At 75.6% G+C, this 26,687-nt stretch carries 28 protein-coding genes; 10 read left to right on the top strand and 18 right to left on the bottom strand.

The window, feature by feature from the left end; all coding sequences use genetic code 11:
- Positions 1-65 precede the first annotated feature (65 nt).
- The 9 genes from QP090_RS30405 to QP090_RS30445 form a co-directional block, all read right to left on the bottom strand.
- Positions 66-1,664 carry an AMP-binding protein gene (locus QP090_RS30405; RefSeq protein WP_285942947.1) on the bottom strand — a complete coding sequence of 533 codons (1,599 nt, stop codon included), beginning with the start codon at positions 1,662-1,664 and terminating at the stop codon, positions 66-68.
- A 99-nt stretch (positions 1,665-1,763) separates the two neighbouring features.
- Positions 1,764-2,219, bottom strand: coding sequence for a group II truncated hemoglobin (locus QP090_RS30410; RefSeq protein ID WP_285942948.1), 456 nt, complete (start codon positions 2,217-2,219; stop codon positions 1,764-1,766).
- Between the two features lie 192 nt (positions 2,220-2,411).
- On the bottom strand, positions 2,412-3,329 hold the full coding sequence (locus tag QP090_RS30415; protein ID WP_285942949.1) for an ABC transporter substrate-binding protein: 918 nt from the start codon (positions 3,327-3,329) through the stop codon (positions 2,412-2,414).
- Positions 3,329-4,507: an LLM class flavin-dependent oxidoreductase gene (locus QP090_RS30420; protein WP_285942950.1), complete on the bottom strand. Its 1,179-nt coding sequence runs from the start codon at positions 4,505-4,507 to the stop codon at positions 3,329-3,331. Before QP090_RS30420 ends, QP090_RS30415 begins: the two co-directional genes overlap by 1 nt.
- Complete coding sequence (locus QP090_RS30425) at positions 4,497-5,492, bottom strand: LLM class flavin-dependent oxidoreductase (protein ID WP_285942951.1); 996 nt, start codon at positions 5,490-5,492, stop codon at positions 4,497-4,499. Before QP090_RS30425 ends, QP090_RS30420 begins: the two co-directional genes overlap by 11 nt.
- Positions 5,489-6,526 carry an ABC transporter substrate-binding protein gene (locus tag QP090_RS30430; protein WP_285942952.1) on the bottom strand — a complete coding sequence of 346 codons (1,038 nt, stop codon included), beginning with the start codon at positions 6,524-6,526 and terminating at the stop codon, positions 5,489-5,491. The genes QP090_RS30425 and QP090_RS30430 overlap by 4 nt, the downstream gene beginning before the upstream one ends.
- A gap of 10 nt (positions 6,527-6,536) precedes the next feature.
- Positions 6,537-7,265 (bottom strand): ABC transporter ATP-binding protein, encoded by a 729-nt coding sequence (locus QP090_RS30435; protein WP_285942953.1) that lies wholly within the window; start codon positions 7,263-7,265, stop codon positions 6,537-6,539.
- Positions 7,262-8,179 (bottom strand): ABC transporter permease, encoded by a 918-nt coding sequence (locus QP090_RS30440; RefSeq protein WP_285942954.1) that lies wholly within the window; start codon positions 8,177-8,179, stop codon positions 7,262-7,264. The genes QP090_RS30435 and QP090_RS30440 overlap by 4 nt, the downstream gene beginning before the upstream one ends.
- A complete protein-coding gene (locus QP090_RS30445) occupies positions 8,176-9,279 on the bottom strand; it encodes an NrtA/SsuA/CpmA family ABC transporter substrate-binding protein (RefSeq protein ID WP_285942955.1) in 1,104 nt (367 codons plus the stop codon). The genes QP090_RS30440 and QP090_RS30445 overlap by 4 nt, the downstream gene beginning before the upstream one ends.
- A 327-nt stretch (positions 9,280-9,606) precedes the next feature.
- Between QP090_RS30445 and QP090_RS30450 the strand changes: the two genes are divergently transcribed.
- The 7 genes from QP090_RS30450 to QP090_RS30480 all read left to right on the top strand — a co-directional run bounded on the left by QP090_RS30450 (position 9,607) and on the right by QP090_RS30480 (position 16,671).
- On the top strand, positions 9,607-10,218 hold the full coding sequence (locus tag QP090_RS30450) for a helix-turn-helix domain-containing protein (RefSeq protein ID WP_285942956.1): 612 nt from the start codon (positions 9,607-9,609) through the stop codon (positions 10,216-10,218).
- A 93-nt stretch (positions 10,219-10,311) separates the two neighbouring features.
- A complete protein-coding gene (locus QP090_RS30455) occupies positions 10,312-11,493 on the top strand; it encodes an NAD(P)/FAD-dependent oxidoreductase (protein ID WP_285942957.1) in 1,182 nt (393 codons plus the stop codon).
- Positions 11,490-11,807: a (2Fe-2S)-binding protein gene (locus QP090_RS30460; protein WP_285942958.1), complete on the top strand. Its 318-nt coding sequence runs from the start codon at positions 11,490-11,492 to the stop codon at positions 11,805-11,807. The genes QP090_RS30455 and QP090_RS30460 overlap by 4 nt, the downstream gene beginning before the upstream one ends.
- Entirely contained in the window at positions 11,804-13,276 is a 1,473-nt protein-coding gene (locus QP090_RS30465; RefSeq protein WP_285942959.1) for an FAD-dependent oxidoreductase, read from the top strand. Before QP090_RS30460 ends, QP090_RS30465 begins: the two co-directional genes overlap by 4 nt.
- Positions 13,273-14,205 carry a dihydrodipicolinate synthase family protein gene (locus QP090_RS30470; RefSeq protein WP_285942960.1) on the top strand — a complete coding sequence of 311 codons (933 nt, stop codon included), beginning with the start codon at positions 13,273-13,275 and terminating at the stop codon, positions 14,203-14,205. The genes QP090_RS30465 and QP090_RS30470 overlap by 4 nt, the downstream gene beginning before the upstream one ends.
- On the top strand, positions 14,205-15,206 hold the full coding sequence (locus QP090_RS30475; RefSeq protein WP_285942961.1) for a proline racemase family protein: 1,002 nt from the start codon (positions 14,205-14,207) through the stop codon (positions 15,204-15,206). The genes QP090_RS30470 and QP090_RS30475 overlap by 1 nt, the downstream gene beginning before the upstream one ends.
- 52 nt (positions 15,207-15,258) lie before the next feature.
- Positions 15,259-16,671, top strand: coding sequence for an aldehyde dehydrogenase (NADP(+)) (locus tag QP090_RS30480; protein WP_285942962.1), 1,413 nt, complete (start codon positions 15,259-15,261; stop codon positions 16,669-16,671).
- Positions 16,672-16,756: 85 nt separating this feature from the next.
- Here QP090_RS30480 and QP090_RS30485 read toward each other — a convergent pair whose 3' ends face one another.
- Positions 16,757-17,251: an SH3 domain-containing protein gene (locus QP090_RS30485; protein ID WP_285942963.1), complete on the bottom strand. Its 495-nt coding sequence runs from the start codon at positions 17,249-17,251 to the stop codon at positions 16,757-16,759.
- An 82-nt stretch (positions 17,252-17,333) separates the two neighbouring features.
- Positions 17,334-17,939: a TetR/AcrR family transcriptional regulator gene (locus QP090_RS30490; protein ID WP_349666527.1), complete on the bottom strand. Its 606-nt coding sequence runs from the start codon at positions 17,937-17,939 to the stop codon at positions 17,334-17,336.
- 87 nt (positions 17,940-18,026) lie between these two features.
- Between QP090_RS30490 and QP090_RS30495 the strand changes: the two genes are divergently transcribed.
- The 3 genes from QP090_RS30495 to QP090_RS30505 all read left to right on the top strand — a co-directional run bounded on the left by QP090_RS30495 (position 18,027) and on the right by QP090_RS30505 (position 19,097).
- Entirely contained in the window at positions 18,027-18,446 is a 420-nt protein-coding gene (locus tag QP090_RS30495; RefSeq protein WP_285942964.1) for a hypothetical protein, read from the top strand.
- A gap of 115 nt (positions 18,447-18,561) precedes the next feature.
- The gene (locus QP090_RS30500) at positions 18,562-18,951 is read left to right on the top strand and encodes a VOC family protein (protein ID WP_285942965.1); all 390 of its coding nucleotides are present in this window, start codon (positions 18,562-18,564) and stop codon (positions 18,949-18,951) included.
- Entirely contained in the window at positions 18,948-19,097 is a 150-nt protein-coding gene (locus tag QP090_RS30505; RefSeq protein ID WP_285942966.1) for a hypothetical protein, read from the top strand. Before QP090_RS30500 ends, QP090_RS30505 begins: the two co-directional genes overlap by 4 nt.
- A 100-nt stretch (positions 19,098-19,197) precedes the next feature.
- On the opposite strand, the gene QP090_RS30510 is transcribed toward QP090_RS30505, so the two are convergent.
- The 7 genes from QP090_RS30510 to QP090_RS30540 form a co-directional block, all read right to left on the bottom strand.
- Positions 19,198-20,679 (bottom strand): aldehyde dehydrogenase, encoded by a 1,482-nt coding sequence (locus tag QP090_RS30510; RefSeq protein WP_285942967.1) that lies wholly within the window; start codon positions 20,677-20,679, stop codon positions 19,198-19,200.
- Positions 20,672-21,376, bottom strand: a complete 705-nt coding sequence (locus tag QP090_RS30515; RefSeq protein ID WP_285942968.1) for a gamma-glutamyl-gamma-aminobutyrate hydrolase family protein — start codon at positions 21,374-21,376, stop codon at positions 20,672-20,674. Before QP090_RS30515 ends, QP090_RS30510 begins: the two co-directional genes overlap by 8 nt.
- Positions 21,373-22,071: a substrate-binding periplasmic protein gene (locus QP090_RS30520; protein WP_285942969.1), complete on the bottom strand. Its 699-nt coding sequence runs from the start codon at positions 22,069-22,071 to the stop codon at positions 21,373-21,375. Before QP090_RS30520 ends, QP090_RS30515 begins: the two co-directional genes overlap by 4 nt.
- Positions 22,068-23,480, bottom strand: coding sequence for a glutamine synthetase family protein (locus QP090_RS30525; RefSeq protein WP_285942970.1), 1,413 nt, complete (start codon positions 23,478-23,480; stop codon positions 22,068-22,070). The genes QP090_RS30520 and QP090_RS30525 overlap by 4 nt, the downstream gene beginning before the upstream one ends.
- Positions 23,481-23,603: 123 nt before the next feature.
- Positions 23,604-23,792, bottom strand: coding sequence for a ferredoxin (locus QP090_RS30530; RefSeq protein ID WP_285942971.1), 189 nt, complete (start codon positions 23,790-23,792; stop codon positions 23,604-23,606).
- Positions 23,789-25,030, bottom strand: coding sequence for a cytochrome P450 (locus QP090_RS30535; protein ID WP_285942972.1), 1,242 nt, complete (start codon positions 25,028-25,030; stop codon positions 23,789-23,791). The genes QP090_RS30530 and QP090_RS30535 overlap by 4 nt, the downstream gene beginning before the upstream one ends.
- A 68-nt stretch (positions 25,031-25,098) precedes the next feature.
- Complete coding sequence (locus QP090_RS30540) at positions 25,099-26,637, bottom strand: APC family permease (RefSeq protein ID WP_285942973.1); 1,539 nt, start codon at positions 26,635-26,637, stop codon at positions 25,099-25,101.
- Positions 26,638-26,687: the final 50 nt, after the last annotated feature.

Here is a 26,687-nt window from a genome sequence, read left to right on the forward strand (position 1 = left end):
CGATGGCCACGACGCTACGGACCCCGGCACGCGAAGACGATTACCTCGCAGGTAGCCGCGGGACGTCAGCCGCGCGGGAGCTCGCGCTTGAGGACCTTCCCGGTCGGGTTGCGGGGGAGCTCGTCGAGGAAGACCACCTCGCGGGGGACCTTGGAGCGCGCCAGGTTGGCCGCGACGTGCGTCTTCACCCGGTCCTCGGTGAGGTCGCCGCCCGCGACCAGGAACGCGCGCAGCCGCTGGCCGAACTCCTCGTCGGGGACGCCGACCACCGCGGCCTCCCGGACGGAGGGGTGCGCGGCGAGCAGCTCCTCGACCTCGGCGGGATGCACGTTCTCGCCACCCGAGACGATCATGTCGTCGGCGCGGCCGTCGATCAGCAGCCGGCCGCCGCCGTCCAGGTGGCCGAGGTCACCGACCTCCATCAGGCCGCCGACCTCCGGCCGGCCGCCCCCGCCGGTGTAGCCGCCGAAGCGGGTGGCCGAGTCGACGAAGACCCGGCCGGTGACGCCGGTCGCGGCCGGGCGGCCCGCCTGGTCCAGGACCCGCACCGTGGTGCCGGCCGGCGGGCGCCCGACGCAGCCCGGCGCGGCGGCGAGGTCGGCCGGGGTGGCGATCGCGATGCAGGACGCCTCGGTGGAGCCGTAGAAGTTGTAGAGCCGCGGGCCGAGCGCCGTCGCCGCGCGGCGGCTGAGATCGGCCTCGAGCCGGGCGCCGCCGGTCAGCACCACGGTGAGCCGCGACAGCCGGGACAGGTCCAGGCCGGGCAGGGCGAGCAGGCGGCTCAGCATCACCGGGACGGCGATCAGCGCCGTGCAGCCGTGCCCGGTCAGGTCGTCCACCACCCGCGCGGCGTCGAAGCGGCGGCGCAGCACCAGCGTGGAGCCGAGGCCGAGCGCCAGCACGGCCGCGGTCAGCCCGAGGCCGTGGAACAGCGGCGGCCCGACGAACACCGACTCGCCGCCCCGCAGCGGGACCTTGGACAGGATGCCGCCGGGCAGCGCCATCGACCACGACTGGGACCGCGGCGCCCCCTGGGGGCGGCCCGAGGTGCCGCTGGTGAGGATCACCATCGAGCCGTGCCGGGACGGCGCGGGCGGCGGGGCCGGGGCGCCCTCGGCGATGAGCGCGTCGAGGGAGCCCGCGCGGTCCGGGCCGTCTCCCGGCCCGTCCGTCCAGGCGAGGTGGCGCGGCACGTCCAGCCCCTCGGCGGCGGCCGTGTACTCCTCGTCGTGCACGAGCGCGGTCACGCCCTCGCGCCGGGCGGCGTCGCGGAGCTGCGGCCCCGCGAAGTCGGTGTTGAGGAACAGCACCGACGCCCCGGTCTTGGCCGCCGCCGACATCGCCTCCAGCAGCCCGCGGTGGTTGCGGCACAGGATGCCGACCGTGTCGCCGGGGCCGACGCCCCGTTCCCGCCAGGCGTTGGCGAGCGCGTTGCAGCGGCGGTCGAGCTCGCCGAACGTGAGCGTGCCGCGCTCGTCGACCAGCCCGGCGCGGTCCGGGAAGCGGTGCGCGGGGAGCGCCGTCGCCGCGCCGAGCGGCCCGTAGGCGCGCAGCGCCCGCACGGTCGCGGCCAGCGCCCGCGGCGGCATCGGGCCGATCATCCCCGCGCGGACGGCCGCCCGCAGCCCGTTGAGTTCGCCGGAGATCCGGGTGAGGGAGACCATGCCCGCGATCGTAGGAGAGCGGGATACAGATCCACAATGAGTGTTCCTCTGTCATCGGACCCGGCGGCGGCGATGCGGACGGCCGTCACCCGTGCCCGGTCAGGCTCCGGGTTCGGGGTCCGGCCAGTTCCAGATCGGGACGTGCCGCAGGGGATGCAGCTCGTCGTCGGTCTCGGCGTTGGAGTTCTGCATGGCGACCTGCGTGCCGAACTCGACGTGGGTGCGCAGCGCCTCGCGGAACGGCGCGTCCGACGGGAGGCCGGCCTCGTCCGCGGCGGCGAGGTAGTGTTCGACGAACCGGCGCCGCTGCGCCTCGGTGATCTTCAGGCCGCGGTGCATGTCGATCAGCGCGGGGAAGCCGCCGTGGTCGCGGGTGTAGTCGTCCGGGCCGCCGAACGTCTCGGCCTCGAACAGCGCGAAGTGCGCCACGTGCTCGGGCATTAGTTCCCCGAACGGGGGACGCAGCACCGGGTCGGACAGCAGCCTGCGGTAGAGGGCGTCCGCGAGGCGGCGCATCGCCTCCGCGCCCCCGGCGTGCTCGAAGAGCGTGGTCATGATTACACGATTACGTCACCGCTCGGGAGCGTCAAGGCGCTGGCCGCATGGGGTCAGCGCCCCGGCCCGGACGTCCGGGGCCGACCCCCGGGGCCGACCTCCGGGGCCGCCGTCAGGGGCCGACGTCCGGGGCCGCCGTCCGGGGCCGGGCGCGGCGTCTCGCCGTGACGCGGCGCCCGGCCCCGGACGCGCTCAGGCGGCCGGGCGCGGCCCGACCAGCTCGGCGACCCACGGCAGGACGGCGTCCGCGACGGTGATCCTTCGGTCGACGAGGCCGGCGGCGTGGAACAGGTCGGCGGCGCGCTGCTGCTCGGCCGCGAACGCGGCGCCGACCGGCTCGAGCCCGAACGGCCGCCTGCGGAGCGCGTCCTCCCAGGCGGCCAGGTCGCCCTCGTCGCCCGCGGCGAACAGCTTCGCGGCCTCGCCGGGGTTCTCGGCGATCCAGGCGTCCGACTCCTGGAGCGCCGCCACGATCGCGGCGAGCTCCTCGCGGTGCCCTTCGGCGAAGTCGCGCCGGGTGAACCACAGCGACCGGTGGCTGAACAGCCCGTCGGTCTCGACCAGGGTGCGGACCTCGGCCTGCTCCTCGACCCGGGCCAGCGACGGGTAGGAGGCGACCCAGGCGTCGACCTCCCCGTCCAGCAGGAGCGGGCCCGCGTCGGTGCCGGCGTCGACCGGCTCGATGTCGGACCAGGCCAGCCCCGCGTCGTCGAGCGCGAACAGCAGCAGCGTGGTCTGCCAGGAGCCGTGCCCGAGCGCGACCCGCCTGCCCTTGAGGTCGGCGGGCGAGGCGATGCCGGAGTCCGCGCGGACGACCAGCCGGCCGTTCTCGTGCCGGGGCCCGGACGTGGCGACGTAGACGATGTCGTGGCCCTTGGCCTGCGCGGTGACCGGCGGGGTCGAGCCGGTGCCGATGAAGTCGTAGCCGCCGTCGAAGAGGTGGTCGCCGTGCGCGGACGGCAGCCCCTCGGTCGGCGCGGGCCGGTCCCCGGCCGGCAGGGAGCGCAGGTCCACCCACTCCACGTCCGGCAGCGAGCGTTCCAGGACGCCGCGGTGGCGCAGCACCCACAGCGAGTTGTTGTGCGGGAAGTATCCGACTCGGACGGTCATCAGAGGGTTCCTCTCGTAGCGGTGAAGGGGGTTGAGGGGGCGTGGTCGCGCAGGTCGTGGCCGCGCAGCAGGGGGAGGACGTTCTCGCCCACCCGGTGGGCCTCCTCCAGGTGCGGGACGCCGGCGAGGATGAAGGCGTCCACGCCGAGGCCGATCAGCTCGTCCAGCCGCGCGGCGACCTGCGCGTAGCTGCCGACCAGGCCGAACGCGGGGCCGCCGCGCAGCAGGTGGAAGCCGCCCCACACGTTCGGCGCGGCCTCCAGCTCGCGCGGCCCGGTGACCGGCCAGTCCACGAACGACTGGCCGCGCAGCCAGCCGACTGAGTCACCGCCCACCTCGGGGCCGCGCAGCGCCGCCGGGTCGACGTGCCGCCAGCCGCGCTCGATCTCGTCCCACGCCTCCTCCTCGGTCTCGCGCGCGAGCACGTCGATCCGCACGGCGAACCGCGGGGACCGGCCGAGCTCCTCGCTGTGCTCGCGGACGGTACCGAACTTGGCGGCGAGGGCGGGGAAGGGCTCCAGCCAGGACAGGTAGTGGTCGGCGTGCCGCCCGGCGGCACGGATCGCGGCGGGCGAGGACCCGGAGAAGTAGATCTCCGGGAACGGCTGCCGGGCGAGCGGCGCGGGCAGCCCGGCGCCCTCGACCCGGTAGAAGCGGCCCTCATAGTCGAAGGGGCCGCCGTGCCACACGCCCTTGAGCACGTCCAAGAACTCGGAGGTCCGCGCGTACCGGTCGTCGTGGTCGACCTTGTCCCCCCACCACAGCTGCGCGGGCCCGCCGCCGCCGGAGATGACGTTGTAGACGACCCGGCCGCCGGTCGCGCGCTGGAGGCTCGCCGACATCCGCGCGGCCTGCACCGGGTGCAGGAACCCCGGCTGGAAGGCGATCATGAAGCGGTAGGTGCCGGTCTCGCGGGCCAGGCTCGCGGCGGCGGCCCACGGGTCGTCGGTGAAGGGGAACGAGGGCAGCAGCCCGCCGACGAACCCCGACAGCTCCGACGCCCGCGCGACGTCGGCCATGTGGTCCAGGTGGCTGTACCCGTCGGGGCGCCCCGCCCGGACGCCCGGGGCGATGCTGCCCGGGACGACGGGCGACCAGTCCCCGCGGGTGACCGTCCGGTCGCGCAGCGACCGCTGGTCGCCGTGCGTACCGATCCGCCAGTAGACGTCAACCGGCATGGGGGACCTCCTCGGTGATCAGTGGCAGCAGGTGTTCGCCGAGCCGGTAGGTCTCCTCCAGGTGCGGGGCGGCCTCCAGGACGAACGTGGTGACGCCGTCGGCGAGGTGGCCGCGCAGTACCGCCGCGACCTCCTCGTACGATCCGGCGAGGGCGGGGACGGGCGACCCGGCGGCGGCGCGGCGCGCCACCTCGGCGCGGACCTCGGCGCCGTCCTCCCGGGCGAGGACGGGCAGCACCAGCCCGGACGCCACCGCCCGGCCGTACCCGGCGGCGCGGGCGCCGAGGTCGGCGATGAGCGCGCCGAGACCACCGCCCTCCGCGCCGGCCGCGCCGGCGGCGTCGGCGGCGTCGAACAGGTGGACGTCGGCGTGCCGCGCCGACAGGTCCAGCGCCTCGGCGGACGTCCCCGACAGGTGCACGCGGGGGAACGGGCGGTCCGACAGCGGCGCCTGGAACCCGCCCGCCAGCACCTGGAAGTACCGGCCCTCGTAGGTGTAGGAGTCCTCGTGCCACACGCCCCGGGCGATGGTGAGGAACTCGTCGGCCCGCGCGTACCGCTCGGCGCCCTCCGCGAAGTCGCCCTGCGCCCGCGCGACGGCGGGGTCGAGGTCGATCGCGAGCCGCCAGTCGAGCCGCCCGCCGGTGAACCGCTGGAGCGAGGCCGCGACCTTGGCCGCGTACACCGGCGTCGCGACGCCGGGGTGGAACCCGGCCGTGCCGCGCAGCCAGCGGCTCTGCCGGAGCAGCCCGGCGGTGACGACCAGCGACTCCTCGCCCGCCGGGTCGAACGGGACCGACACCCCGTGGAACCCGGCGATCTCGGCGGCGCGGCCGATCTGCGCCAGATGGTCGAACGGTCCGTACGCCCCGTCCCGCAGGTCGGTGAGGAACGCCGGGCGCGGCGCGGGCCCCGGGCCCCAGTCGCCGCGCGCGCCATCGCCGCGCGTCGGGACCGCGACGACGAACTCGGGCGCGGCCGTCATACCGCCACCTCCGCGCCGGCCTCGGCCGCGATCTGCTCCTGCGCGAGCCGCAGCGGCTCGGGCGCGGTCCACGCGTCCAGGTCCACGTCGGCGTCCAGGAACCCGTGCACCAGCAGGAAGTCCTTCTGGACGGCGAGCAGCCCGAGCCGGTCGGCCGGCAGGCCAGGGTGCAGCGACCGGTGGAACCCGCGCCGGTAGGCGGTGGCGACGCCGTCCGCGCCCGAACCGGTCTCGCCCGCGAGGATCTCGCGGACCTGGCCGAGGTCGCCCGCCGCCCACGACGCCGCGCGGAGCGCCTGCGCGAGGAACGTCACCACGAGGTCGGGACGCTCGTCCAGCAGCCGCTCGTGGACGGTGATCGGACGCGGCGTGCCGTTGTTGACGCGGGTACGGGGGTCGGGGTGGGCGTCCAGGTCGACGGCCACCTCCAGGCCGAGGCCGCGGGCCTGCTCGGCGGCGCGGGCGCCCTTGGCGTACACCGCGTCCACCTCGCCGCGCGCGAGCTCTTCCAGGCCCGGCCAGGACGGGGCCCGGCCGCGCGCGCCGCGCCCGACCGACGGCGACGGGTCCGCCGCGACCTCGGTGAAGGTGACGTCGTCGAGGGTGAGGCCGCCCTGCGCGAGGGCGCCCTTCGCCCCGTGCAGCGCCATCGCGCGCGGGAAGCTCTGCGCCCGCGTCGCCGCCCAGCCGGGCAGCGCCACGCGGGCGCCGCGCAGGTCCCCGGCGCCGGCCACGCCCGAGCCGGGGCGGACCAGGATCGACTGCCACTCCTCGATCCAGGTCAGCCCGATCAGCCGGGTCGGCGCGCCCGCCGACCGGGCGCTGAGCGCGGGCACGTTGCCGCCCTCGCGGAACAGCCCGAGCAGGTCGTGGTCGAAGTGGTGCCGGGCCAGCTCGGGCCCGGCGTCCTGGAGCACGCCCACCTCCAGGCCGGACGCGGCGAACGCGCCGTCCAGCCAGCCCAGGCGGTGCGCCAGGCCGCCGGCGGTGGGCACCGGGCAGCGGGTGAACCAGATCTTGTCCGGTGTCGTCATGGGTTTCTCCTCAGTGCGGGGCCGCGGCGGCGACGCCGAGATGGGACAGGAAGGACCGCCGGTACCGGGCGGTGGCCGGGTCGTCGCGGTCGCGGGGACGGGGCAGGTCGATGACGCGGTCGGCGGCGAACACGCCGTCGCGCAGCACCGCGACGCGGTCGGCGAGCCGCAGCGCCTCGTCCACGTCGTGGGTGACGAGCACGACCGCCGGGCGGTGCCGCGCGCACAGCTCGCCGACCAGGTCCTGCATCTGGAGCCGGGTCAGCGCGTCGAGCGCGGCGAACGGCTCGTCCAGCAAGAGCACCTGCGGGTCGCGGACCAGGGCCCGCGCGAGCGCGGCGCGCTGCGCCTCGCCGCCCGACAGGGTGGCGGGCCAGGCCCGCTCGTGCCGCTCCAGGCCGACTTCGGCGAGCGCCCGCCGCCCCGCCCCGCGGGACGAGCGCGGCAGCCCGAGCGTCACGTTCGCCAGCACCCGGCGGGCCTGGACCAGACGCGGCTCCTGGTAGACGGTGGTGCGGCGCCGGGCGGCCAGGACGGTGCCCGCGTCGGGGCGCTCCAGCCCGGCCAGGATCCGCAGCAGGGTCGTCTTCCCGGTGCCGCTCGGCCCGAGCAGCGCGAAGAACTCGCCCCGCCGGATCTCCAGGTCGACGCCGTCCAGCACGGTCTTCGGCCCGAACGCCTTGCGCAGCCCAGTGATCTGGACCGCGACCTCGCCCCCGGCCGCGCCGGTGCCGCTCATCGGGCGCTCACCTGCCCGCGCCAGGGCATCGCGAGCCGCTCCACGCCCCGGATCACCAGGTCGATGACCAGGCCGAGCAGCGCGTAGATCAGGATGCACAGCACCATGTAGTCGTTGCGGTAGTACTGCTGCGCGAGGGTGACCAGGTAGCCGATGCCCTCGGTCGCGCCGATCTGCTCGGCCGCGATCAGCCCGGTCAGCGAGACCGACAGGCTGATCCGCAGCGCCATCAGGATGCTCGGCAGCGCGCTCGGCACGATCACCGCCAGCGCGAGCCGCGGGCCGCGCAGCCCGAACCCGCGGGCGGCCTCGACCACCTTGCGGTCCACGCTCCGCACGCCGAGATAGGTGTAGGCGTACATCGGCGCGAGCGCCGCCACCGCGATCAGCACGACCTTGAACGTCTCGCCGACCCCGAACCAGGAGATCAGCAGCGGCACCAGCGCGAGGAACGGGACGGCGCGCTTCATCTGGAGGACCGGGTCGATGAGCTCCTCGCCGAGCGCCGACAGGCCCGCCGCGATCCCGAGCGCCAGCCCGAGCCCGGCGCCGGCGAGCACGCCGAGCGCGGTCCGCCGCGCCGAGGCCAGCAGGTAGTCGCCGAGCTGCCCGGTCGAGACCAGCTCGCGCAGCGCGCCGAACACCGCCCCGGGGCCCGCCAGGACGTCGGGCGGGAGGCGCCCGCTGCCCGATCCGTACCACCAGGCCGCGACCAGCAGCGCCGGGACGGCCGCCCGGACCGCCGGCGACACCGCCGGGCGCCGCGGCCGCGACCCGAGTCGTGCGGGCGGACGCAGCCCCGCGTCCGCCCCGGGCCCGTCTGCGCCCGTCGCGCCCGTCGCGCCCGTCGCGGGCCCGTCCGTCGCGGGCCCGTCCGCTGGGGCGGGCGGCGCGGTGGCCCGTTCCAACGTCATGACGCCCGCCCGGACGACGGCGCGGTCGCCGCGGGGGAGGCCGGGGCGCGCAGGTCGAAGATGACGTCCTCGGGCCGGATGTCGGACGGCAGCACCCCGTACTTGCGGAACACCTCGTTCACCGCCCGCACGTACCGGCCGTCGTCCTTACCGGCGGGGCGCGGGACGTTCTCGTGGCGGGCCTTGGCGAGGTCGTCGGCCAGGCGCGTCCCCGACACCGCCGTCGGGCCCTTCTTGAGGAAGACGTTCTGGAACCGCTCGGGCTCCCGCTTCTCCTGCCGGGTCAGCTCGCCCAGCACGTCGAGGAGGGTCCTGACGGCCTGTGGGTGCCGGTCGAGCAGCTCGGTCCGGGCGGCCCAGATGTTGACGTCCTTGTCGGGCAGGTCGCGGCCGTGCACCAGCACCCGGGCGCCCTTCGCGACGACCTGCGGGTAGGCGTCGACGATGGCCCACCAGGCGTCCACCTTGCCGGTGGAGAACGCCGACGCGCCCTGGACGGGGTTCAGGTAGACGCGCTCGACCTGCTCGGCGGGGATCCCGGCCTGCTGGAGCGCGAGCAGGAGCAGGTACTCGCCGCGCCCGCCCCTGTTGACCGCGACCTGCTTGCCGACCAGGTCGCGCACCGACCGGACGGGGCTGGACGCGGGCACCACCAGCCCGTCCTCGTGCGGCGCCGCCGCCGCGGTGACCGGGTCGGTGACCGCGAAGATCTTGATGTCGCGGCTGTTGGCCAGGTAGCCGAGGGCGGGGGAGACGGCCCCCTCCAGGACGTTCACCGAACCGGAGCGGACCGCGTCGATGGTGGCGGTGAACGAGGCGTACGACCCGCCCCACTCGACCCGGACGCCGGTCGGCTTCAGCCGCTTCTCCAGGATCCTTTCGCGCTTGGCGTAGGCGAGCGGCCCGGCGTTGCCGGGGTCCTTGAGCTTGAGCACCGCGGCGCCGCGGTCGCCCGCGGATCCGCCCGCCTCGGCCGCCCCGCCGCAGGCGGCGGCGAGGCTCAGCAGCGCGACCCCGGCGGCGGCGGCGATGAGGCGCCGCCGGCCCGGCTCGATGGCGTGGGTACGGGGGTCGTCCCCCGGATTGGGGCCTCTCGGCATGGTGGCACTGTCCTTCACGTGGTTTCGAGCGTGCGGCGCCGCCCGGGGGCGTGCGCCGGTCGGGTCCCGGGCGGCAGCGGGCACGGGGCCCGGCGCGGGGACCGAGGGAGAGGGGGGCGTGGCTCAGCTACAGAGCGTGCTGTCCAGGCGCATGAGGTCGACCACGCGCCGGACGGTCAGGGCGACGTGCGGCATATTTCCTATAATTCAGGTAGGAATAGCTAAAGTCAAGGCCGGGGCGGCGGGTCGACGGGATGCGGCCCGCTCTCGGCGTCGGCTCTATACTCGTTCGGTAAAGCGAACATGGGACGAGAGGGGAACGGGCGCGTGGTCGCTCCAGGGGAGTCGGTGCGGGACATGCTGGCCGCCAACCTCAGGCGGGCCCGGCTGGAGCTGGGCCTGTCGCTGTCCGAGCTGTCCCGCCGGTCGAAGATCGGCAAGGCCACGCTGTCGCAGCTGGAGGCCGGCGCGGGCAACCCCACCATCGAGACGGTGTTCAGCCTGTCCAGGGCGCTGGAGGTGCCGATCTCCGACCTGCTCGACCAGCGCCGGGCGACCGGCCTGACCGTGGTGCGGGCCGCCGACGTCGAGGTGCTCCGCGGCGAGGGCGTCGACCTGCGGCCCCTGCGCGGGCTGGAGGCCGGCGGCGCGATCGTCGAGGTGTACGACCAGCAGGTCCGGGCCGGGTCGCGGCAGGACTCCCTCGGGCACGTCGGCACCGAGCACACCGTCGTCCAGGACGGCCGGCTCGGCGTTCGGGTCGACGGCCGGGAGGTCGAGCTCGGGCCGGGCGACTACGTCGGCTTCGACGCGCTGCTCCCGCACTCCTACATCGCCCTCGACGGCCTCGTGCGCTCGGTACTGCTGCTCCAGTACCGTTCTGACCAGCGGCTCGACTCCAGCGACCCGCACGCGCCCGGCGTCCCGCAGGTGCCCTGACGCCACTCCCCGGCGGCCGTTGACATCGTCCGGCCGCCCGTCGTACTCTCCAAGTCGTTCGGTTTATCGAACGAGAATCGAGGGGACGGGCTGATGGGCGCGACGCGGGTCGTGGTGCTGGGCGCCGGGATCATCGGTGCGGCCTGCGCCCGCGAGCTGGCGCTGGCGGGCCTCGCGGTCACCGTCGTCGAGCGGGGCGCCCCGGCGGCGGCGACCACCGCGCACGGCGAGGGCAACGTCCTGGTCTCCGACAAGGGCCCCGGCCCCGAGCTCGACCTGGCGCTGCTGTCCCGGCGGCTGTGGCCCGGGGTGCTGGACGCCGTCGCCGCGCACCTCCCGGAGGCCGCCGCCGCCGTCGAATGGGAGCCCAAGGGCGGCATCGTGGTCGCCACCACCGCCGGCGGGGCCCGCGAGCTGGAGCGCTTCGCCGCCGCGCAGCGCGAGGCCGGCGTCACCGCCGAGCCCCTCGACGCCGCCGCGCTCGCCGCGGCCGAGCCCCACCTCACCCGCGACTTCGCCCTCGCCGTCCACTACCCCGGCGACGCGCAGGTGCAGCCCGCCGGCACCGCGACCGCGCTGCTCGCGGACGCGCTGCGCGCCGGCGCCGTCCTGCGCGCGGGCTGCGAGGTGCTCGGCGCCGACACCGCCGGCGGCCGGATCACCGCCGTCCGCACCTCCACCGGGACGATCGGCGCCGACGCCGTCGTGAACGCCGCCGGACCCTGGTCCGGCGAGACCGCCCGCCGCCTCGGCGCCCCCGTCGACGTCCGGCCCCGGCGCGGCGAGGTCCTGGTCACCGCGCCCATGCCGCCCACCGTCTTCCACAAGGTCTACGACGCCGACTACGTCGGCGCGGTCGGCAGCGGCGCCGGCGACCTCCAGGCGTCGGCGGTGGTGGAGTCGACCCGCGCCGGGACGATCCTGCTCGGCTCCTCGCGCCGCCGCGTCGGGTTCGACGAGCGGATCCGCCCCGGGGTGCTGTCGGTCATCGCGGGCAAGGCGCTGCGGCTGTTCCCGTCCCTCGCGGGCGCCACGGTGATGCGGGCCTACGGCGGGTTCCGGCCCTACGTCCCCGACCACCTGCCGGTCATCGGCCCCGACCCCCGGCTGGACGGCCTCTGGCACGCCACCGGCCACGAGGGCGCCGGGATCGGCCTGTCGGCCGGCACCGCCCGGCTGCTCGCCGACCTGATGCTCGGCCGCGACCCGGCGATGGACCCCGCCCCGTTCCGCGCCGACCGTCCCGCCGTGCTGTCCGAAGGAGAGAGCCGATGAGCCCGAGAATCGTGCCCGCCTCGTCCGACGCCGCGCGCCGCCGCGACACGCCCCTGCAGATCACCGTGGACGGCGCGGCCGTCGCCGGCGTCGAGGGGCAGACCGTCGCGGGCGTGCTGCTGGCCGCGGGCCGCCGGTCCTGGCGCGCCGGGCCGTCCGGCGCGCCGCGCGGGGTGTTCTGCGGCATCGGCGCCTGCTTCGACTGCCTGGTCACCGTCAACGGCGAGCGCGACGTCCGCGCCTGCCGCCGCCGCGCCGTGGACGGCGACGCCGTCTCCACCCAGTCCCGCGCCGGGACGGGGGAGCCCCGATGACCCGGCACGTGGTGATCGTCGGTGCCGGGCCCGCCGGGCTGGCCGCCGCCGCGTCCGCGCTGCGCGCCGGGGCCCGGGTGACGCTGCTCGACACCGCCGAGCGGCCCGGCGGCCAGTACCACCGGATGCTCCCGGACGCCTACCGGGCCGAACGGAACGGCCGGCTGCACCACGGCTGGGCCAGGTTCGACCGGCTGCGCCGGCACGTGCTCGGGCATCCGCGCTGCGCGTGGTGGCCGGAGAGCGCCGTGTGGTCGCTGGAACGGTCTGACCCCGGCGACCCGGCGCCGCCGCTCGTGCACGTCCTGCGCGGCCCCGCCGACGGCGCCGGCCGCGACCGCCTCGTCCTGCGGCCGGACGCGCTCGTCCTGGCGCCCGGCGCGCACGACCGCGTCCTGCCGTTCCCCGGCTGGGACCTGCCGGGCGTCTACACCGCCGGCGCCGCGCAGGCCCTCGCCAAGGGCGAGCGCGTCGTGGTCGGCGACCGCGTCGTGATCGGCGGCGCCGGGCCGTTCCTGCTCCCGGTGGCGGCCTCCCTGATCGAGGCCGGCTCGGCAGTGCTGGCGGTGCTGGAGGCCAACCCCGCCCGCACCGTCGCGCGCGGCTGGGGGCGCCGCCCCTGGGAACTGGCCCCGCAGGCGGGCAAGGCCGGCGAGCTCGCCGAGTACGCCGCACTCCTCGCCCGGCACCGCGTCCCCTACCGGACGGGCCGTGCGGTCGTCGAGGCCCGCGGCGACGGGCGCGTGGAGGAGGTCGTCACCGCCCGGCTCCGCGCCGACTGGTCGGTGCTCCCCGGCACCGAGCGCGTGGTCGCGGTGGACGCGGCCTGCGTCTCGCACGGCTTCAGCCCCCAGCTCGAGCTGCCGGCCGCGGCCGGATGCGCCCTGCGCGACACCGCGTCCGGCCCGTTCACCGAGGTGGACGGCGACCAGCTCACCAGCGTCCCCGGCGTGTACGCGGCCGGGGAGATCACCGGGATCGCGGGCGCCCCGGCGGCCCGCGCCGAGGGACTGCTCGCCGGGTGGCTCGCCGCCGGGGGAGCGCCCGCCGCGCCGGAGCTCCGCCCGCTGCGCCGGGCCCGCGACCGGGCCCGCGCGTTCGCCGGACGGCTCGCCGCCGCGCACCCGATCGGGGCCGGCTGGCCCGGCTGGCTGCGCGCCGACACCGTCGTGTGCCGCTGCGAGGAGACCGACTTCGGGACGCTGTGCCGCGCCGCCGACGACCGCGCGGGCGGCGCCGCCCGCGCGGTCAAGCTCGGCACCCGGGCCGGACTCGGCCCCTGCCAGGCGCGGATCTGCGGCCCCACCGTCGCCGAGCTCCTGCGCCGCCGCGCCGCCGGCGCCCCGGGCCGTCCGGCCGAGGGGCTGGCGCCCGCGACCCCGCACCACAGGCCCATCGCCCAGCCCATCCGGCTCGGCGAGCTCGCCCGTCCCCCCAGGGACCCCCACGAGAAGGAGAACACCCCATGAGCGGCGAGAAGAAGGCCCTGAGCCTCGGCGGTGTGATCGTGGCCACGGCGCTGCCGTACCGCGAGGACGCCTCCGCACCCGCCGGCCTCGCGGTCGACTACGACCGCTTCGCCGAGCACTGCCGGTGGCTGGTCGACAACGGCTGCCGCGGCGTCGGCCCGAACGGCTCCCTCGGCGAGTACTCCTCGCTGACCGACCAGGAGCGCCGTCAGGTCGCCCGCACCGCCGTCGAGACCGTCGGCCGGGACGGCGTCGTGGTCGTCGGGGTGCACGGCCCCGGCGCGCACCAGGCCCGGCACTGGACCGAGATCGCCGCCGAGGACGGCGCCGACGGCGTGCTGTGCCTCCCGCCGACGATGTACCGCGCCAACCGCGGCGAGATCATCGGGCACTTCGCGGCGGTCGCCTCGGTCGGCCTGCCGGTCATGGTCTACAACAACCCGATCGACACCAAGGTCGACCTGACCCCCGACCTGCTCGCCGAGCTCGCGCAGCTCGACAACGTGGTCGCGGTCAAGGAGTTCTCCGGCGACGTCCGCCGCGTCCTGGAGATCAAGGAGAAGGCGCCCGGCCTGGAGGTCGTCGCGGGTGCCGACGACGTCACCCTCGAAGCGCTGCTGATGGGCGCGACGGGCTGGTTCGCCGGTTTCCCGAACGTGTTCCCCGCCGAGTCCGCGCTGCTGTACGACCTGGCCGTCGCCGGGAGGCTGGAGGAGGCGCGGGCGCTGTACGAGCCGCTCGTCGCCGCGTTCCGCTGGGACTCGCGGGTCGAGTTCGTCCAGGCGATCAAGCTCGGGATGGAGCAGGTCGGCCGGTACGGCGGCCCGTGCCGCCCGCCGCGCGGCCCGCTCACCGACGCGCACCGCGCGGGCGTCACCGCCGACATGACCCGCGCCATCGACGCGCTGCGAGAGCGCAAGGGGGCCTGATGCGCTCGGTCCGCACCCTGTCCGCGGTCGACTCGCACACCGAGGGCATGCCCACCCGGGTGGTCACCGGCGGCGTCCCGCCGATCCCGGGCGCCACCATGGCGGACCGGCGCCGCTTCGCCGTCGACAACCTCGACGGGCTGCGCCGGTTCCTGATGGACGAGCCGCGCGGGCACCCCGCGATGAGCGGCGCGCTCCTCCAGCCGCCGTCCCGCGAGGACGCCGACTGGGGCGTGGTCTACATCGAGGTCAGCGGGTTCCTTCCGATGTGCGGGCACGGCACGATCGGCGTCGCCACCGTGCTGGTGGAGACCGGCATGGTGGAGGTGACCGAGCCCGAGACGATCGTCCGGCTGGACACCCCGGCCGGGCTGGTCGAGGCGCGGGTCGCCGTCCGCGACGGGCGGGCCGAGCACGTCACCCTGCGCAACGTCCCCTCGTTCGCCGCCGAGCTGGGCGCGGCCGTCACCGTGCCCGGCCTCGGCGAGGTCGGCTACGACATGGCCTACGGCGGCAACTTCTACGCCATCGTCGACCTGGCCTCGATCGGGCTGCCGTTCGACCGGGCCCGCAAGGACGACATCCTGCGGGCGGGCCTGGACATCATGGCCGCCGTGAACGAGCAGAACCGCCCCGTCCACCCCGGGGACCCGCTGATCGGGGGCTGCAAGCACGTGCAGTTCCTGGCCCCCGGGTCGGACGCCCGGCGCTCGCGCAACGCCATGGCGATCCATCCCGGCTGGTTCGACCGGTCGCCGTGCGGCACCGGCACGTCCGCGCGGATGGCGCAGCTCCACGCGCGCGGCGAGCTGCCGCTCGGCGCCGAGTTCGTGAACGAGTCGTTCATCGGCACCCGGTTCACCGGGCGGCTCGTCGGCACGGCGGAGGCCGGCGGCCGGCCCGCGGTCGTCCCGGAGTTCTCCGGGCGGGCCTGGATCACCGGCACCGCGAACTACATGCTCGACCCCGCTGACCCCTTCCCCGAGGGCTTCGTCCTCTAGCGACGGGCCGCACCACCCGGGACGAGCACCGCACCGACGAAGGGAGCATGTCATGACACCTGACCAGGCGGTCACCGCCGCCGTCTCCGCGGCCGGGGCCTGGGCCTCGGCCGCGCCCGCGGCCCGCGCGCACGCGCTGGACGCGGTCGCGGGCGCGCTGGAGGCGGCCCGCGCCGAGCTGGTGCCGCTGGCCGACGAGGAGTCGCGGCTCGGGCCGGCCCGGCTGAACGGGGAGCTCGGCCGCACCACCTTCCAGCTCCGGCTGTTCGCGGGCCAGGTCCGCGCGGGCGCGTTCTACGACGCGCGGATCGACCGGCCCGACCCGCAGTGGCCCACCGGCCCCCGGCCCGACCTGCGGCGCTACCGCACGGCGCTCGGTCCGGTGCTGGTGTTCGCCGCGAGCAACTTCCCGTTCGCGTTCAGCGTCGCGGGCGGCGACACCGCCTCGGCGTGGGCCGCGGGCTGCCCGGTCGTGGTCAAGGCGCACCCCGGCCACCCGAGGCTGTCCCGCCGCACTGCCGCGATCATCACCGCGGCGCTGCGCGAGGCCGGCGCGCCGGACGGCGTGTTCGGGCTGATCGAGGGCGAGGCGGAGGGCGTCGCGGCGCTGCGCCATCCGGGCCTCGCCGCCGCGGCCTTCACCGGTTCCGCGCGCGGCGGCCTCGCCCTGGCGAGGATCGCGGCGGACCGGCCCACGCCGATCCCGTTCTACGGCGAGCTCGGCAGCGTCAACCCGACCGTCGTCACGCCCGGTGCGGCCGAGGCCCGCGGCGAGGAGATCGCCCAGGGCTACGTCGCCTCGCTCACCCAGGGCGCCGGGCAGTTCTGCACCAATCCCGGCCTGCTGTTCGCCCCGGCCGGGCTGGTGGACCGCGTCGCCGGGCTGCTCGGCGAGGTCGCCGCCGCCCCGATGCTGAACGACCGCATCGAGGCCGGCTACCTCGAGGGCGCCCGCGCGCTCGGGGGACGGCCCGGCGTCCGGCGGCTGGTCTGGCCGGACGACGACGCCTCGCCCGCGCCGCGCCTGCTCGCCATGGACCTGGAGGCGTTCGCCGCCGACCGCGACGCCGCCGCGCGGGAGTGCTTCGGGCCGCTCGGCCTGGCCGTCACCTACACCGCCGTCCAGGACGTCGCCGGAGTGCTCGCCGGGCTCCCGGGCCAGCTCACCGCCTCGCTGCACGCCGAGCCGGACGAGGCCGGCGACCTCGCCGCGCTGGCCGGCGTCCTCGCGGGCCGCAGCGGGCGGGTGCTGTGGAACCAGTGGCCGACGGGGGTGTCGGTCACGCACGCGATGGAGCACGGCGGGCCGTTCCCGGCGACGACCACGCCGGCCACCACCTCGGTCGGCACCGCCGCGATCGAGCGGTTCCTGCGCCCCGTCGCGTTCCAGGGCTGGCCGCAGGACCTGCTGCCCGAGCCCCTGCGCGACGCCAACCCGTGGGACGTCCCGCAGCAGGTCCACTGACGGAGGACGGCGGTGGGGCCGGCGCTCGTCGCGCAGGACGCGACGGGCACCGGCCCCTTCCTCATCGGCGAACCGCAGCTCCGCCTTAGCGGCAGCTGTTGTAGAGGATGTACCACTTGCCGTTGCCGTTGCCGAGCTTGTAGTCGGCGACCCAGTTGCCGTTCCGCAGCTTCACCCAGAGGTAGCCCTGGTTGCGGACAATGCTGCTCCAGTTCGTCTGGACCACAGCGTGGAACGGCAGGCCGCCCGTCCTGGCGAAGTTCGTGCCGGGGCCCGAGCGGGTGTTGAGGCCCCTGGCGACGACGCGCCCGGTGCACCAGCGCGCGTCGATGTCGGTCCGCTGGAGGAGCCGGTTGGTGGCCGCGGCCGCGCCCTCGGGCCCGACCTCGATGCCGCCGATCGCCTCTTCCTCGGCCGCCGGAGCCGGTTCGCCCTGCTGGCCGGCCGGCGCGTTCTCCATGCCCTGCGCGACCTGGGGCGGCGCGGGTGGCACGTCGGCGTTCGCGGCGCTGAAGCCGAGGGTGGTCCCGGCCAGCGCGGTGAAGACCGCACCCATGCCGATCTTTGTCGCTACCTGCATCTCGTTCCTCCAGAGATAAGCGAGTGACTACGCTCGGGAATTACCCAGAGTTACCGGAGGTACACGAGGTGTATCGATTTCGTTAGGTCGCGCCGTCGCGGTCGAACAGCAGTTTGAGCACCGGCCGCGCCGCGTCCTCGGGGGTGGTGTCGAGGCGGCCGGGCAGGGCGCCGCTCAGCCACAGGCTCGCGAAGCCGTGCGCGATCGACCAGGCGGCGATCGCGGCGGTCTCCTCCCCGTCCCGGCCGCCGGGCAGCGTGCGGGCCCCGCGCGCCAGGATCTCGTCGGCGCGGTCCCGGGCGGCGCCGAGCCCGGGATCGTCCGCGCGGTACAGCTCGGGCCGGAACATCACCTCGAAGTGGGTGCGGTGCTCGGTGGCGAACCGCACGTACGCCATGCCGACCTTCAGGAAGTCCTCGCCGGCCGCCTCGAGCTCGTCGGCGAACAGGGCGAAGCCCTCGGCCGCGACCACTGTCAGCAGCCCGGTCTTGTCGCCGAAGTGGTGGGCGGGCGCGGCGTGCGAGACGCCCGCGCGCCGGGCCAGCTCGCGCAGGCTCCAGCCCGCCGGGCCGGACTCGCTGATCGCCTGCACGGCGGCGTCGACGATGACACGGCGCAGGTTGCCGTGGTGGTAGCTGCGCGGGCTGATCTGCCTCGCCCCCTTCGAGTCCGGTCGCCAGCAGCGTATCCGGGGCCGGAACTTGTCATTGACAAGTTTTGGTCGGCAGGGCAATCTTGTCAACGACAAGATCGATGCTTCCGAGAGGGGACCGTCATGCCGACGCTGCCGTGGACCGAACCGAACGCCGCCGAGCCGGGAGCCGAGGCCCTGGTCATGGCCTCCAGGCTCGAGGTGCGCTCCCTGCGCCAGGTGCCGGGCTTCCTCCGCGCCTCGATGTCCCTGTGGCGCCAGGCCCGCCGCTCGCCCGGCGCCTGGGGCCTCGGGCTGCGGGCCGAGCCGCTCCGGCGCACCTTCTGGACGGTCTCGGCCTGGAGCGGCGAGAAGGCCGTGCGCGCCTACGCGCGCGCCGAGCCGCACGCCTCCACGATGTGCCGCAAGCGCACGGTGGTGCGCGAGTCGACGTTCGTGTTCTGGAACGTCCCGGCCGAGGACCTGCCCATCGAGTGGGACGAGGTCGAGCGCCGCATCGCCGCCGAGCGCGAGCGCCGGGCCGCCGCGCCCGCCGCCGCCTGAGTTTGAGGCTCCCGCGCCCGACCGGTTATCATCCGGCCGCGGCATCGCGTGCCGGTCACCGGCCGGGTGAGGCATGGAGGTGCCGAGGAGAATGCCTGATGGAGGCATCCCACACATGTCAGTCGAGCTGAATCACACCATCGTCCACTCCCTGGACAACCGCGAGTCCGCCGAGTTCCTCGCGGGCATCCTCGGCCTGGAGGCCGGGCCCGAATGGGGCCCGTTCGTCCCGCTGTCCCTCGCCAACGGGGTCACGCTGGACTTCGCCACCGTCCCCGCCGAGTCGATCGTCACGCAGCACTACGCGTTCCTCATCTCCGAAGCGGAGTTCGACGCCGCCTTCGAGCGGATCCGGAGCGCGGGACTCACCTACTACGCCGACCCGCACCGCAAGCACCCCGGCGAGATCAACCGCAACGACGGCGGGCGCGGCCTGTACTTCATGGACCCGGCGGGGCACGGCATGGAGATCATCACCGTTCCCTACGGCGGCTTCCCCGCGTGACGGGCCCGCCCGACCGCGGTACCGCGTCCGGTGCCCGGCTCGTCGCGATCCACGATCGGCTCCGCGAGGACCTGGACCGGCTCAGCGACGACATCGACGCCCAGCCCGGGGCGGCCGGCATGCCTCCCGGGTTCCGCTCCGGCTGACCCGGGCGGCCCGGCGAGGTCTCCCCGGAGGAGATCTCCGACGCCCTCACCGCCTTCGCCGGCGACCGCTGGACCGAGCCGACCTGACCCCCCGTGCCCCTCACAGCCGGATCCAGGTGGTCTTGAGCTGGGTGTACTCGTCGAGCGCGTGCAGCGACTTGTCGCGGCCGAAGCCCGACTGCCCGTACCCGCCGAACGGGACGGTGACGTCGCTGTCGTCGAAGCAGTTGACCCAGACCGTCCCGGCGCGGACGGCGCGGGCCATCAGGTGCGCCTTGGACAGGTCCCTGGTCCAGACGGCGGCGGCGAGTCCGTACGGGGTGCCGTTGGCGAGCGCGACGGCCTCGTCCTCGTCGTCGAAGGGCAGGACGGCCAGGACGGGCCCGAACACCTCCTCCCGCGCGACCCGCATGTCCGGTGTGACCGCGTCCAGGACGGTGGGCTCGACGTAGAAGCCGCCGGTCTCCTCCAGGACCCGGCCGCCGCCGGTGACGACGGCCGCGCCCTCCTCGCGGGCGGTGGCGAGATGGCCGAGGACGCGGTCGAGGTGGGCGCGCTCGACGAGGGCGCCCATCGTGGTCGCCGGGTCGAGCGGGTCGCCGGGCCGCATCGCCTCGGACGCGCGGACGACGGCGTCCAGCAGCTCGTCCTTGCGGGAACGGTGCACTAGCAGCCGCGACCCGGCCGAGCACACCTCGCCCTGGTTGAAGAAGATCCCGCCCGCCACGGCCCGCGCGACCGTCTCGGTGTCGGGGGCGTCGGCCAGGACGATCTGCGGGCTCTTCCCGCCGAGCTCCAGCGCCACCCGCTTGAGGTTGGAGTCGGCGGCCGAGTGCAGCAGCAGCCGGCCGACCTCGCCGGACCCGGTGAACGCGACGGCGTCGACGCCGGGGTGGCGGCCGAGTGCCGCGCCCGCCGTCGGCCCGAAGCCGGTGACGACGTTCAGCACGCCCGGCGGGAGGCCCGCCTCGGCGGCCAGCTCGGCGAGGCGCAGCGCGGTCAGCGGCGACTGCTCGGCCGGCTTGAGGACGACCGAGTTGCCGGTGGCGAGCGCGGGCGCGAGCTTCCACGCCGCGAGCATCAGCGGGAAGTTCCACGGGACGATCGCCGCGACCACGCCGAGCGGCTCCCGGGTGATGGTCGCCAGCGTGCGCGCGTCGGTCGGCGCGACCTGGTCGTAGACCTTGTCGACGGCCTCGGCGAAGAAGTCGAGGGTCTGCACGGCGACGCGCAGGTCGACCGCCAGCGCGTCGGAGACCGGCTTGCCCATGTCGAGGCTCTCGGTCCGCGCGAGCTCCTCGCGGTGCGCCTCGACCAGCTCCGACAGGCGGCGCAGCACCGCGCGGCGCTCGCGCGGGTGCCGGTGCCGCCAGCGGCCGTCCTCGAACGCGGCGCGCGCGGCGGCGACGGCGGCGTCCACGTCGGCGGCGTCGCCCTCGGCGATCTCGGCGATGACGCGTCCGTCGCGGGGCGAGACGCAGGGGAAGGTCCGCCCGCTCGCCGCCGGGCGGAACCCGCCGTCGACGAACAGGTCGGTGCGCAGGGCCGGCGCGGTGTCGGTGCCGGCGTCGTGCTCAGCCATGGTCGTTCCCGTTCCGCGCGTCCTCGACGACCGCGTCGAAGAGCGCCTGCTCGTAGGGGGTCTCGGCGGCGTCGTCCTCAGGGTGCCACTGCACGCACAGCAGCCGGGCGGTGTCGTGCTCGAGCGCCTCGGCGATCCCGTCGGGGGCCCGCGCGACGACGCGCAGCCCGCGCCCGAGGACGTCGACGGCCTGGTGGTGGTAGGAGGAGACCGCGACGGCGTCGGCGCCGAGGACGCGGGCCGTCCGGCAGTCCGGCTCGAGCTTCACCCCGTGCGGGCCCAGATGGTCGACGCCGCCGGGCGGGACGTGCTGGACGAGGGTTCCGCCGCACGCCACGTTCAGCACCTGCATCCCGCGGCAGATCGCCAGGGTCGGCAGCCGGTGGGCGAGCGCGGCGCGGACGACGGCGAGGTCCGCCTCGTCCTGCGCGTCGTCGGTTGGGGCGGTGCGCGGGTCGGGTTCGGCGCCGTACCGGCCGGGGCCGAGGTCGCCGCCGCCGGGCACCACGATCCCGTCGAAGCGGGCGAGCCTGGCGGCGAGGCCGCCCGGCTCGCCGTGGTAGACGGTCAGGGGCTCGCCGCCCGCCCGGTAGACCGCCTCCAGGATCTTCGCGGCGGCGACCACCCCGTTCAGCCGGAGGCCCTCGATCTTCGGGGAGCGCATCCCGGCGACGGCGATGAGGGGGCGCGCGCTCACGCGAACGGGTACGGCAGGTCGGGCATCCAGGTCCGCCACGCCTTCCCGAGCCGTCCGTCGGAGATGACCGCGGCCAGCGCGGCGTCGATCGCCTCGCGGGTGCCGGGCCGGTCCCTGGCGACCGCGACACCCCACCGGTTGCCGGTCGGTACGGTGAAGGCGACCGAGAACGCGGGGTCGGCGCCGAGCGGCACGAACACCACGTCGTCGTCGACCACGGCGTCGACCTCGCCCGCGCGCAGCGCGGCCAGCATGTCGCCGAACACGTCGTCGGTCCCGCCGCCGAACGGGACGACCAGCGCGCCCTCGAACGTCTCGGCCAGCGCCAGGTTGGTGCTGCCGCCGATCGCCGCGACCCGCCGCCCGCGCAGGTCGCGCGGCGACGCAACGTCCTCGCCGCGCCGGACCAGGACCGACTCGTTGAACACCGCGTACGGGCGGGTGAAGTCGGCCTGCCGCCGCCGCGCGGCGGTGATGCCCTGCCCGCACCACACCGCGTCGACCTCGTGGGCGCGCAGCGCCGGGAAGAACTCCGCCCACGGCGTGAACACCCACTCCAGCGGGCGGCCGAGCTCGTCCGCGACCAGCGCCGCCGCGTCCGGCTCGTAGCCGTGCCGGGCGCCCCCGGCGCCGGCGCGGCCGAACAGCGGCGGCGCCTCCGCGTCGATGCAGGCCAGGCGCAGGGGCCCGGTCACGGGATCGCCTCGGTGTACATGTCGCGCTCCCAGTCGGTGACCGCGCCGCAGAAGCGCGCCCACTCGTCGGACTTCAGCTCCAGATAGAGGTCGGCCATCTCCTCGGGCAGCGCCGAGCGGACGACCTTGTCGGCGGCGAACGCGTCGAGCGCCTCCCGCAGCGTCAGCGGCAGCGGCCGGAACGGCGAGGGCGGGCCCTCGTAGCTGCTGCCCTCCTGCGGCTCGCCGGGGTCGGTGCCGTGCTCCAGCCCGTCCTTGATCGCGGCGAGCAGGACCGCGTGCGACAGGTAGGGGTTGACCATCGCGTCCGGCAGCTTGCACTCCAGCCGGCCGTTCGCGGACAGCCGCACGGTGCAGGTCTTGTTGTCCATCCCCCAGTTGATCTGGGAGGGCGCGAACTGGCCAGCGTCCCAGTACCGCTTGTAGGAGTTCACCGTGGAGCCCATGACGGCCATCGACCCGGCGGAGTGGCTGAGGATCCCGCCGAGCGCGTGCCGCCCGGTCTCGGTGAGGTGCAGCTCGCGGACGCCGGGGTCGGCGAGCACGTTCTCCCCGCCGCGCCACAGACTGAGGTTGTGGTGGCAGCCGTTGCCCATCGCGCCGACCGTCGGCTTGGGCATGAAGCTGGCCGTGACGCCGAGCTCGCGCGCGACCTGCCGGCAGATCTGCCGGTAGGTGACCAGCCGGTCGGCGGTGCGGTCGGCGTCGTCGAACGCCCAGTTCAGCTCGAGCTGCCCGGGGTCCTCGTAGTCGCCCTCGATCATGTCGAGGCCGAGCGCCTGCGCGTACCGGATCACCCGCTGGTATATCGGCCGCATCTTCTCCAGCGCGTCGGCGTGGTAAGCGGGGCTGGACCCGGGCTTGAAGCCCACCTCCAGGCCGGGCCCGGTCCAGGTCATCTCCGGCTCGCAGCCGCTGCGCAGCTCCAGCCCGGTGTCCCGGGTGAACGCGGCATGCGCCCGCTTGAGGTGGGAGCGGACGTCGGTCGCCAGCGGCCGGCCGCCGGCGCCGGGCCGGTGCGCGGGCTCGTACACCTGGCACAGGAACCGGGCGACGGTGGTGTCCCAGGGCAGCACGGCGAAGGTGTCCAGGTCGGGCATCGCGGTGAACTCGGGGGCCTCGGCGCCGCCGCCGAGGAGCGCGCCGGACCGGTCGGACTGGAGGTCCGACATCGCCGTCCGGTGCAGGTTGACGCCGCGTTCGAGGTTGCGGGCCAGGTGCCGGGCGGGCACCACCTTCCCGACGACCCGGCCGGTCAGGGACACGGCCTGGTAGTAGACGAACTCGACGCCGGACTCCTCGATCCGGTCGCGGATCGCGCGCCGGGCGCCGGCGTCGGCGTTGCGCTCCCGGTGCTCGTCCAGGGCGGTGCGCTCCGGGCCGGGCGCCGGTTCGGAGGTGGGGGACATCGGTGGTCCTTCCATCGGGGGGTCGGAGGGGTCAGGCCGGGACGGGGGCGGACGAGACCAGGTCCCGGTGGGGGCGGTGCCGCGAGGCGGGGATCCTGACGAGCACTACGTGCCCGGTCATGGTCAGTCCTCGATCGTGATTGCCTGGACGGGGCACACGTCGGCAGCGTCCTCGGCGGCCTCGCGCCGCCCCTCGCCGGGGGAGCCGTCGTACTCCAGGCGGCCCTCGCCGTTCATCCGGAAGACCTCGGGCGCGGCGATCGCGCACTGCCCGTGGTCCTGGCACAGCGTCAGGTCGACGACGACCTTCATGCGGGGGCTCCCTTCGAGCCGGTGGGCGGGACGGATCGCGGGGTGAAGGCGACGGGCAGCGTCACCGGGCCGGTGTTGCCGCTGAGCGGCAGCCACCGCTGCTCCCCGCCGGGACGGGGGTCGCGCAGGTGCCGGGCGAGCAGCGGCAGCGCCTCGCTCATGTCGGCGCGGGCGACGAAGTGCCCGAGGCAGTGGTGGGCGCCGCCGCCGAACCCGAAGTGCGGGGGCCGCTCGGCGGTGATGTCGAACCTCCCGTCCGGGACCGACAGCGGGTCGGTCCCGGCCGACTCGGCGAACAGGTGCACGGTGGTGCCGGCGGCGATGTCCAGGCCCTCGAAGGCGAAGTCCTCCCTGGCCTCCCGGGTCACCCAGGTCGTGGTCGGCGCGGTCCGCATCACCTCCTCGACCGCGGCGCGGCCGAGCTCGGGCCGCTCGCCGAGCAGCCGCCACTGGTCCGGGTGGTCCAGGAACGCGCGCATCGCCAGGCCGAGCTGGTTGCGGGTGGTGTCGAACCCGCCGAAGACCAGCAGCACGAGCGAGTCGCGCAGCTCCTCGGGGCTGAGCCGGTCCTGCTCGTGCTGGGCCTGGGCGAGCCGGGTGACGAAGTCGTCGCGCGGGTCGCGGCGGCGGGCCGCGATCAGCTCGTCGGTGTAGCCGTAGAGGTCGTCCAGCGCGGCCTCGATCCTGGGCAGGTCCGCGCGGATGGTGACGCCCATCGCCAGGCCGATCGTCGCGGAGGTGCGGGCGAGCTCGGGCCAGTGCTCCTCGGGCAGCCCGAGCATGATCGCGATGACCCGCGCCGCGTACGGCTCGGCGAACTCGCCCATGAACTCGCACCGGTCCGGCTCGCGGAACGCGCCGATCAGCTCGGCCGCCAGCGCCTGGAACCGGGGCACGAGCGGGTCGACGAGCCGGCGCGAGAACGCCGGGTTCAGCAGGCGGCGGAGCCGGCGGTGGTCCTCGCCCTCCTTGTTGAGCACCCAGTTGGCCCACCACGCGGCGAACGGGCCGGAGGTGATGCCGTGGTGCGCGGGCCAGCGGGCGCTGCCCTGCGCGAGCAGGGGATGCTTCAGCAGCCGGCCGACCTCGTCGTGGCGCAGCACGGCGATGCCGTAGTTGGTCCGGGCGTACCAGCCGCTCTCGCGGGCGCGCCGGACCTCCTCGGACTGGACGGAGAAGGCGGGATCGGAGATGTCGAAGTAGGGAGCGCTCGCGGACGCGGCCGTGCTCTGGCCCATGGCCCCTCCTCTCGGGGTCGTGGTCGGGGGTTCGGATGGAGTTCGGGGTCCGGGCGGCGGCCGGGGGCTCAGGCGGTGGTCCGGGGTCCGGGCGGCGGCGCCGCGGCCCCGGCCGGCGCCGCGCCGGGGATCGCGTCGCCCGCGGGGGCGTCGCCGCGCCCGTAGTGGCGGGTCGCGGCCATGTAGACCAGGCCGAGCCCGATCACGACCGCGCCGGACAGCGGGACGATGTAGTCGTCGTACCAGGGCCGGCCGGGGGAGCGCGGCCACGACATGGTGACCATCGCGGCGACGCCGTACAGCAGCGCCGCCACGTTCACCGGCAGGCCCCAGCGGCCGAGGGTGAACCGGCCGGCCGGGCGCCAGCCCTTGAGCCGGGCCCGCAGCGCCGCCAGCACCACCATCTGGAAGCCGAGGTAGATGCCCAGCGAGGCGAACGAGATGATCTTCGTCAGCGCGTCCGCGGAGAGCTTGGACCCGAGCACCACCGCCGCCGGGACCAGCGCGGCGAGCAGCAGCGCGTACGGCGGGACGCGCCGCGCGGCGGAGAACCGGGCCAGCGCCCGGCTGCCCGCGATCATCTCGTCCCGGGCGTAGGCGTAGGCGAGCCGGCTCGCCGCGGCCTGGAGGCTCATCGCGCACGACACGAACGAGATCAGCACGATGCCGAGGATCACCTTCACCGCGACCGGGCCGAACGCGGCGGTCAGCACGGTGGTGACCGGGTCGGCGTCCCGCCCCGAGATCACCGCGCCGACGTCGGCGACCGCGGAGACCAGCGCGAAGGTGACGAACAGGGCCGCGCCGCCGCCGACGTAGATCGTCATCCGCATCGCCTTCGGGATCCGCCGGCCCGGGTCGCGGACCTCCTCGGCGACGTCGCCGCACGCCTCGAACCCGTAGTACTGGAAGATGCCGATGAGGCTCGCGGCCAGGAACGCCCCGGCGTAGCCGCCTCCGCCGCCGGTGCCGAACCCGTCGAACAGCGCGGCCGCCCCGTGGTGCCGCTCGGTCGCCAGCAGCCAGATCCCGACCGCGAGCGCGCCGACCAGCTCGGCGGCGAAGCCGATGATCGCGGCGCGGGCCAGGTTCCGGGTGCCGGACAGGTTGATCGCCGTCGCGACCGCCAGGATCACCAGCGCGCACGCGATGGTGTGGTCGGCCGACGGCTCGATGCCGAGCAGGGACGCGGCGTAGGGGCCGGCGCCGTAGCTGACGCTGGCGATGGTGACCAGCAGCGCGACCAGGTAGATCCAGCCGCTCAGCCACGCCCAGCGTCGTCCCCACAGCCGCCGCGCCCACGGGTAGACGCCGCCGCTGACCGGGTACTGCGAGACGATCTCGCCGAAGACCAGCGCGACCAGCAGCTGGCCCAGGCCCGCGACGACCAGGCTCCAGATCATCGGCGGCCCGCCGGCGGCGAGCGAGAAGCCGAACAGGGCGTAGACGCCCACGACCGGCGACAGGTAGGTGAAGCCGAGTGAGAAGTTGGCCCACAGGCTCATGTCGCGCTTGTAGTGCGAGGCGTAGCCGAGGTCCGCGAGCCGGGCGGTGTCCTCGTCGTGGTCTGCGTCGTGGTCTGCGCTGGGGCCGGGTGCAGCGGACACGGGAGTGCTCCCTTGCCGGAGGGGCGACGGTCGGGGGCGGCCGGGGTGCA

Source organism: Actinomadura xylanilytica, assembly GCF_030283145.1.
Taxonomy (GTDB): Bacteria; Actinomycetota; Actinomycetes; order Streptosporangiales; family Streptosporangiaceae; genus Spirillospora; species Spirillospora xylanilytica.

What these genes read in the sequence shown, in the direction of transcription:
- QP090_RS30410 (WP_285942948.1), bottom strand. Translation starts at nt 2,219, where the DNA reads ATGACCACGCTCTTCGAGCACGCCGGGGGCGCGGAGGCGATGCGCCGC.
- QP090_RS30485 (WP_285942963.1), bottom strand. Translation starts at nt 17,251, where the DNA reads ATGCAGGTAGCGACAAAGATCGGCATGGGTGCGGTCTTCACCGCGCTG.
- QP090_RS30480 (WP_285942962.1), top strand. Translation starts at nt 15,259, where the DNA reads ATGACACCTGACCAGGCGGTCACCGCCGCCGTCTCCGCGGCCGGGGCC.
- QP090_RS30495 (WP_285942964.1), top strand. Translation starts at nt 18,027, where the DNA reads ATGCCGACGCTGCCGTGGACCGAACCGAACGCCGCCGAGCCGGGAGCC.
- QP090_RS30405 (WP_285942947.1), bottom strand. Translation starts at nt 1,664, where the DNA reads ATGGTCTCCCTCACCCGGATCTCCGGCGAACTCAACGGGCTGCGGGCG.
- QP090_RS30460 (WP_285942958.1), top strand. Translation starts at nt 11,490, where the DNA reads ATGAGCCCGAGAATCGTGCCCGCCTCGTCCGACGCCGCGCGCCGCCGC.
- QP090_RS30430 (WP_285942952.1), bottom strand. Translation starts at nt 6,526, where the DNA reads ATGACGACACCGGACAAGATCTGGTTCACCCGCTGCCCGGTGCCCACC.
- QP090_RS30415 (WP_285942949.1), bottom strand. Translation starts at nt 3,329, where the DNA reads ATGACCGTCCGAGTCGGATACTTCCCGCACAACAACTCGCTGTGGGTG.
- QP090_RS30465 (WP_285942959.1), top strand. Translation starts at nt 11,804, where the DNA reads ATGACCCGGCACGTGGTGATCGTCGGTGCCGGGCCCGCCGGGCTGGCC.
- QP090_RS30455 (WP_285942957.1), top strand. Translation starts at nt 10,312, where the DNA reads ATGGGCGCGACGCGGGTCGTGGTGCTGGGCGCCGGGATCATCGGTGCG.
- QP090_RS30445 (WP_285942955.1), bottom strand. Translation starts at nt 9,279, where the DNA reads ATGCCGAGAGGCCCCAATCCGGGGGACGACCCCCGTACCCACGCCATC.
- QP090_RS30420 (WP_285942950.1), bottom strand. Translation starts at nt 4,507, where the DNA reads ATGCCGGTTGACGTCTACTGGCGGATCGGTACGCACGGCGACCAGCGG.
- QP090_RS30475 (WP_285942961.1), top strand. Translation starts at nt 14,205, where the DNA reads ATGCGCTCGGTCCGCACCCTGTCCGCGGTCGACTCGCACACCGAGGGC.
- QP090_RS30440 (WP_285942954.1), bottom strand. Translation starts at nt 8,179, where the DNA reads ATGACGTTGGAACGGGCCACCGCGCCGCCCGCCCCAGCGGACGGGCCC.
- QP090_RS30530 (WP_285942971.1), bottom strand. Translation starts at nt 23,792, where the DNA reads ATGAAGGTCGTCGTCGACCTGACGCTGTGCCAGGACCACGGGCAGTGC.
- QP090_RS30525 (WP_285942970.1), bottom strand. Translation starts at nt 23,480, where the DNA reads ATGTCCCCCACCTCCGAACCGGCGCCCGGCCCGGAGCGCACCGCCCTG.
- QP090_RS30435 (WP_285942953.1), bottom strand. Translation starts at nt 7,265, where the DNA reads ATGAGCGGCACCGGCGCGGCCGGGGGCGAGGTCGCGGTCCAGATCACT.
- QP090_RS30425 (WP_285942951.1), bottom strand. Translation starts at nt 5,492, where the DNA reads ATGACGGCCGCGCCCGAGTTCGTCGTCGCGGTCCCGACGCGCGGCGAT.
- QP090_RS30470 (WP_285942960.1), top strand. Translation starts at nt 13,273, where the DNA reads ATGAGCGGCGAGAAGAAGGCCCTGAGCCTCGGCGGTGTGATCGTGGCC.
- QP090_RS30500 (WP_285942965.1), top strand. Translation starts at nt 18,562, where the DNA reads ATGTCAGTCGAGCTGAATCACACCATCGTCCACTCCCTGGACAACCGC.
- QP090_RS30510 (WP_285942967.1), bottom strand. Translation starts at nt 20,679, where the DNA reads ATGGCTGAGCACGACGCCGGCACCGACACCGCGCCGGCCCTGCGCACC.
- QP090_RS30535 (WP_285942972.1), bottom strand. Translation starts at nt 25,030, where the DNA reads ATGGGCCAGAGCACGGCCGCGTCCGCGAGCGCTCCCTACTTCGACATC.